Consider the following 5,957-nt stretch of genomic DNA (forward strand, 5'->3'; position numbering starts at 1 on the left):
AAATACGTTCTCTAATATTTCCATTTTCTTCTATTTTTAAGGCTTTTTGAAGTATTGTTTTTTGCTGTCAGATAATTTTTTGCTGGCATATTTCCTATTATTGGGTTATTTATTAATTTTTATTATACCAATTTAAATGCCGAACAGCTTACCCACGGACTAAGACGGTCTCGATAGGTCATAATAAAATTATCTCCTATGTTACTAGGGGTTAGAGCCAGCCCCGTGGTTTTTGAGGTTCAGGGGGCTGGTTTTTGACCTTATTAATTAAGGTCACTTTTCTTATAGCATAAAAATAATATTTTAGGGTATTTTTTTGAAAATAAAATGTCAATTAAAAATTACTTAATTAGTACAAAATTATGGTGCGTTAATAACGCAACCTACGGGTAAATATAAAATCCTATAGCCGTGAATAAGTGCAAACAATACTGTAACTTCGAGTGTTTAATTGCTAAAATTTATGGTTATTCTGTACTTGTTATGCTAAATGAACAGTTTAGCAGAGGCAGCAGGGAGCAGGAATCAGGGAATAGTTAAAAGAGGCCGTCTTTATAAAATTTTGTTAGTTGAATAGTACCATTTTTATGCTACAGTAAGCTTTCCGATTTTTTTATTGCAACTTTAGCATAAAAGGTACTGAATAACATCATTTTTTTTATTCCTGAGCAGGAAAAATATAGTGTTTGCGTAGTGTGACCTACGGTTAATCTTTAGTAGACAAAACCTCTCAATTTTAGAAATGGCGAATGAAGGTTTTGGAAATTTAAAAAAAAGGAATAGAAGTTATTTTTTTTGTCTTACAGCTTTTTTAATTTGTTGTGCCAAGACCATAGTCATTATAGAATTGGCAAATCCACCAAAAAATGGTAAGTTGCTGAGCATGGCAAGAGATGCTAAAGATGGATCAATCTCCTGAGACAATATTCCTAAGATAGCATTCTCAGCTCGGCGAGTATACACACGAGAGGTAACGTTAGCATTTTTCATGTAGACATCTATATTACTTGAATAGTTATTAATAGAAATTAGCTCAATATATACCCGGTCTCGCGGATTCAATAGTTCAATAATTAAATCAAGTCGGGTTTCTTGAAGTAATAATTCTCGAACTTCTCCAAATCCAACTTCTGGAATAGTTTTGAAAGTATATCCTACAATCTTGGAATTGCTGTCTAAACGTATACTCACTGGTTGCTCCCTAATAGCTAGGTTACCAGAGTTAAAAACTTCCATATTGAATAAAAATACAGAATTTGCAGGTTCATCTGCGTATATAATTTTGAGTTCGTTACGAATTGTATCTGAGAAGGAAAGTAGTGAGGAAGAATCATTAATAATGCAATCTACTTGCTTAATCTTTTTTGTTTTCTGCCAGATAAATACAGATACGCATGCTGTAAATACTGATCCAGCAAGGGCACCTAAAGTAGCAGCAACTGTTGGATTATCGTACCAAGCCATATTTTTTGAATTTTCGGGTATTTACTAGCTAAATATTTATTATATTGCACCTGAGGGGGTGGCCAACAGCCTTAAAAGCCTTACTGGGTGTGGGGTTTGGGGTCACCGGGGTAGGGAAACATCAGGAGCTGGCTACTTTGGTAGAGACGGTTGAATCAGGTTGGGGACGGAGGTTTTTGCTGGGGTAACTCAAAATTCCCTTCTATTTTTACCAAACCCCACACCCCATACCCTGTCTACTTTTTAGCCTTGTTGTCACTTCCTCAGGCTTGGTATAGGACACTGCCTAGGTGAGCTCTGACTTGAGAAGAGGTAGTTTCTCGACTAACATCGTAGCCCTAAGGCTGACTTATACAATAGTATTGTAAATGCCCAAAATGGGAACTGGGCTAGACGGTGATCCCATAGCCATAGCCAAAATGCGATGCGCGCCCATTGAGGCGCTAGGCGATGCTCGGTACGAGCCGCTACGCGATCGCATTCTCAAACCCGAATCCTACCAAGCTCAGATCTGGCACCTGGCACATGCAACCTGTTGACTATACCACCCTGACCGCTGCTTGTTCTGAGCTGCGTGCTACCTGGGTACCAGGACGTACCGAACAAGTCTATCAACGCGATCGCTACACCATTGCTATCGCCCTACGCACCCTAAATGGTCGAGGTTGGCTCACCATTTGTTGGCATCCCCAAGCCGCCCGGATTTGCATAGGAGATCCACCCCCTCGGGTTCCCGACACCTTCACCTTTAGTGACCAACTGCGGCACCAGTTAGGTGGCTTCGCCCTAATTGCCATCGAAACCATTGCCCCTTGGGAGAGAGTATTAGACCTGCAATTTGCCAAACGCCCTGGAGAAGCACCGACTTGGCATTTGTATGTAGAAATTATCGGCAAATACAGTAACCTAATTCTCACTGATGCTGACAATCTAATTGTTACCACTGCTCATCAAGTCAGTAACCAGCAATCCAGCGTCCGTACTATTCAAACCGGTCAACCCTACGAACTCCCACCAGCCCTGACTGGCACTAGCCCCAGTTTGACTGAATCCTACCAGAGCTGGAAAGAACGAGTAAGTTTGATACCAGGAGCAGTAGCAAATCAGTTACTCAAAAGTTATCGAGGATTGAGTCCCACCCTTGCTCGCTCTATGGTACAAGCAGCTGGTTTAGACCCAAAGCAATCCACCCAAAACCTAGAAGAATCCGACTGGCAAAACCTATTTCAATGCTGGCAACAATGGTTAAAAACTTTATTAAACGTTAGCAAGTTCTCTACAGACAACCTTCAACCTGTTAACCTTCAACCAACCAACCTTCAACCTGCCAACCTTCAACCAACCAACCTTCAACCAACCAACCTTCAACCAACCAACCTTCAACCAACCAACCTTCAACCTGCTAACCTTCAACCTGCCAACCTTCAACCTGCCAACCTTCAACCAACCAACCTTTTTCACCCAGGCTGGACAAACCAAGGATATACGGTAATGGATTGGGGGATAGTTAAACCAGCTAAAAATATCCAAACCTTACTCAATTCCTATTACAGCAACCAGTTCAATCAACACGAGTTTGCCCGATTGCATAACCAACTTACTCAGAAGCTAAATAATAACCTACGAAAACTACGGCAAAAAGCTTCTAGCTTTAAGGAACGTTTACAGCAATCTGACCAAGCTGATCAATCCCGAGAAAAAGCTGACTTATTAATGGCATATCTCCAGGATTGGCAACCAGGGATGAAATCGATCACCCTACCGGACTTTGAAACCAACCAGCCAGTCAAGATTCCCTTAAATCCTGAGAAAAATGCTGTCCAAAATGCCCAAGCTTTCTACAAGCGACACCAAAAACTGAAACGAACTCGGGATGCGGTTGAGCCATTACTAAAAGAAGTACAAGATGAAATACAGTATTTAGAGCAAGTCGAGGCATCATTGACTCAGCTAAATACCTATAACACTCTAGACGACTTACAAACCCTACAGGAAATCCGCGAAGAGCTAATTGGGCAAGGATATTTAGAAGCTTCTGCTCAAAGAAGTCGTAATCTATCCGATGTTTCACAGCCCTATCGATATCAAACTCCCAGTGGCTTTGAATTATTGATTGGTCGCAACAATCGGCAAAATGACCAGCTGACATTTCGTACCGCTGGGGATTATGACCTCTGGTTTCATACCCAAGAGATTGCTGGGAGTCATGTACTACTGAGATTAGAGCCAGGAACAGTAGCTGATCCAGCAGATTTGCAATTTGCTGCTGATCTAGCCGCTTACAACAGCCGGGGGTGTCAGAGTGAACAGGTACCAGTTGTTTACACGAAACCCAAATATGTCTACAAGCCTAAAGGCGCTAAACCAGGCATGGCGATTTATAAGCACGAGCAAATCCTCTGGGGGCGTCCTGATCAAGGTCGTCATCACGTGATGGAATCTGCCTCAACCCAAAAAATGTAAACTTTAATTACAAAAAAGAACGTATTCTCTGTTACGATTAATTTAAAGCAGAAATTTTTAGGCTGTCGGTTTGGGAACGCGCAGCCTGGATTTTCCTCATGGAAAACGACGACGTATCTCTAATTAATTACGTGGATCATACCAGCTGTCTCAACAGCTGGTGATTTTTTTGATAAAATTTAAATAAAAATTAACAAATATACGGTGGAAAGAGGCAATACCGTTACCCAAAAACCAGGATGCTGTAGCAGGACTTTAGCTATTTGGTAAGCATATGCATTTGAAGTACCGTGGCCATAGGCCAATAGCTGATAGCTGAATGCTGATAGCTGAATGCTGATAGCTGAATGCTTACCCTAAAATCCCCTTTCCCCTTGGTCAATCAGTTGCAAACCAAAAACCTCAGCAAATTTACCACAGAGATCTAACCTTACCTGTTCCACACTAAGATCCGCAATAAACTGAGCTAGACTACCCACCGGTTTATCCGCAATGCCGCAGGGAACGATATGATTAAAACCTGCAAGGTCAGGACAGACATTCAAAGCAAAGCCATGCATGGTAATCCAGCGCTTCACCTTAATGCCAATGGCAGCAACTTTACATCCTTCTAGCCAGACACCAGTCATGCCAGCCACCCGCTCACCCTTTAGTCCATAGACAGCCAATACCTGAATCAAAACTTCCTCTAGCTGTCTGAGGTACCAGTGTAAATCTTGGCGATAGTACCGGAGATTGAGAATGGGGTAGCCTACCAGTTGTCCAGGACAGTGGTAGGTCACTTCACCACCACGCTCTATCCGATGCACGTCCCAGTTAACCTGATTGGGATCGAATTTGAGAAAGTCAAGACGAGATCCTTTTCCTAGGGTGTAAACCGGTGGATGCTCCAGCAACAGGAGAATATCATCCAAACTGGAATCTTGGAGCCGTTGACTAACTAGCGTACGCTGTTGCTCCCAAGCCACTGTGTAAGGGACTAAACCTTGATGACTAATTAAACATTTACGCACGATCCTCAATTATCTCATACTCTATGCCCTATTTTATCAATGTCAACGAATGCAAAGGAATTTGAAGAGAAATCAAAAGTTGATGTTGTCTAGAATACAAAGTGATAGGGTAAGAGTAAGAACCAATAGCAGATCTCCCCAACCTCCACTGCTATTGTCAAGCGCAAACGTTACGAGATGGAGTAGTCAGTATGAAGCTTGTTATCCAAGGTAAAAACATCGATATCACCGATGCAATTCGTGACTATGTACATCAAAAAATAGAAAAGGCGGTCAATCATTTTCAAAACATTACCAATCAGGTCGATATAAATCTATCGGTGGCTCGTAATCCTCGGATAAACCCTAAACAGACAGCTGAAGTAACCATTTATGCCAATAAGACAGTGATTCGTGCCCAAGAGGGTACTGAAAACTTGTATGCCAGCATTGATCTGGTCGCTGATAAGATTCATCGTCAACTGCGCAAATATAAGGAGAAGCTGCAATCTCAGAAAACCCGTAATCAGGCCAAGACACAGGTAATACTCGAAGAAGAATCGGTGCCAGTTGATCTGATTAGCGATCGCACTCCTGAGCTACCCGAAGAAGTGGTGCGCATGAAGTATTTTGCCATGCCGCCAATGACTGTAGAGGAAGCCTTGGAACAACTAGAGCTAGTAGACCACGATTTTTATATGTTCCGGAACATCAAAACCGGGGAGATTAATGTAATCTATGAACGCAATCATGGGGGATATGGAGTAATCCAACCCCGTAATGGCAATGGTAAAACCAACCACAGTAACGGTAAGGTACCTCAAAGCCTTAGTGCTGCCGCAGGATTCTTATAAAAACTCTGTGGAAGGTTAAAGGTTGAGCGTTGAGCGTTGAGCGTTGACCATTGACCGTTGACCGGAAATCGGGGAGTGTGAGGGGGTGAGCGCAAGCCCCTACGATTCATCCATGGGGTAAGCTCACCCCCTCACATAAACAACAATTCTTGTGGTACTGTAGGTAATAGGCTAAATAAGCAAG

The 5,957-nt window shown here is 42.3% G+C and carries 4 protein-coding genes; 2 read left to right on the top strand and 2 right to left on the bottom strand.

What is annotated here, in order from left to right; all coding sequences use genetic code 11:
- Positions 1–786: 786 nt before the first annotated feature.
- On the bottom strand, positions 787–1,464 hold the full coding sequence (locus F6K64_RS37755) for a hypothetical protein (protein ID WP_008184729.1): 678 nt from the start codon (positions 1,462–1,464) through the stop codon (positions 787–789).
- 525 nt (positions 1,465–1,989) lie between these two features.
- On the opposite strand from F6K64_RS37755, the gene F6K64_RS37760 reads away from it, so the two are divergent.
- A complete protein-coding gene (locus F6K64_RS37760) occupies positions 1,990–3,927 on the top strand; it encodes an NFACT RNA binding domain-containing protein (protein ID WP_008184733.1) in 1,938 nt (645 codons plus the stop codon).
- Positions 3,928–4,283: 356 nt separating this feature from the next.
- Here the strand turns inward: F6K64_RS37760 and lipB are convergent, their stop codons facing one another.
- Positions 4,284–4,940: a lipoyl(octanoyl) transferase LipB gene (lipB, locus tag F6K64_RS37765; protein WP_044493304.1), complete on the bottom strand. Its 657-nt coding sequence runs from the start codon at positions 4,938–4,940 to the stop codon at positions 4,284–4,286.
- Between the two features lie 191 nt (positions 4,941–5,131).
- Here lipB and hpf point away from each other — a divergent pair, with 191 nt between their 5' ends.
- Complete coding sequence (hpf, locus tag F6K64_RS37770; RefSeq protein ID WP_287256451.1) at positions 5,132–5,773, top strand: ribosome hibernation-promoting factor, HPF/YfiA family; 642 nt, start codon at positions 5,132–5,134, stop codon at positions 5,771–5,773.
- Positions 5,774–5,957 lie beyond the last annotated feature (184 nt).

The organism is Moorena sp. SIO3A2, assembly GCF_010672265.1.
Lineage (GTDB): Bacteria > Cyanobacteriota > Cyanobacteriia > Cyanobacteriales > Coleofasciculaceae > Moorena > Moorena producens.

Coding starts and splice junctions, on each gene's coding strand:
- F6K64_RS37755 (WP_008184729.1), bottom strand. CDS start 1,464: ATGGCTTGGTACGATAATCCAACAGTTGCTGCTACTTTAGGTGCCCTT.
- F6K64_RS37760 (WP_008184733.1), top strand. CDS start 1,990: ATGCAACCTGTTGACTATACCACCCTGACCGCTGCTTGTTCTGAGCTG.
- hpf (WP_287256451.1), top strand. CDS start 5,132: ATGAAGCTTGTTATCCAAGGTAAAAACATCGATATCACCGATGCAATT.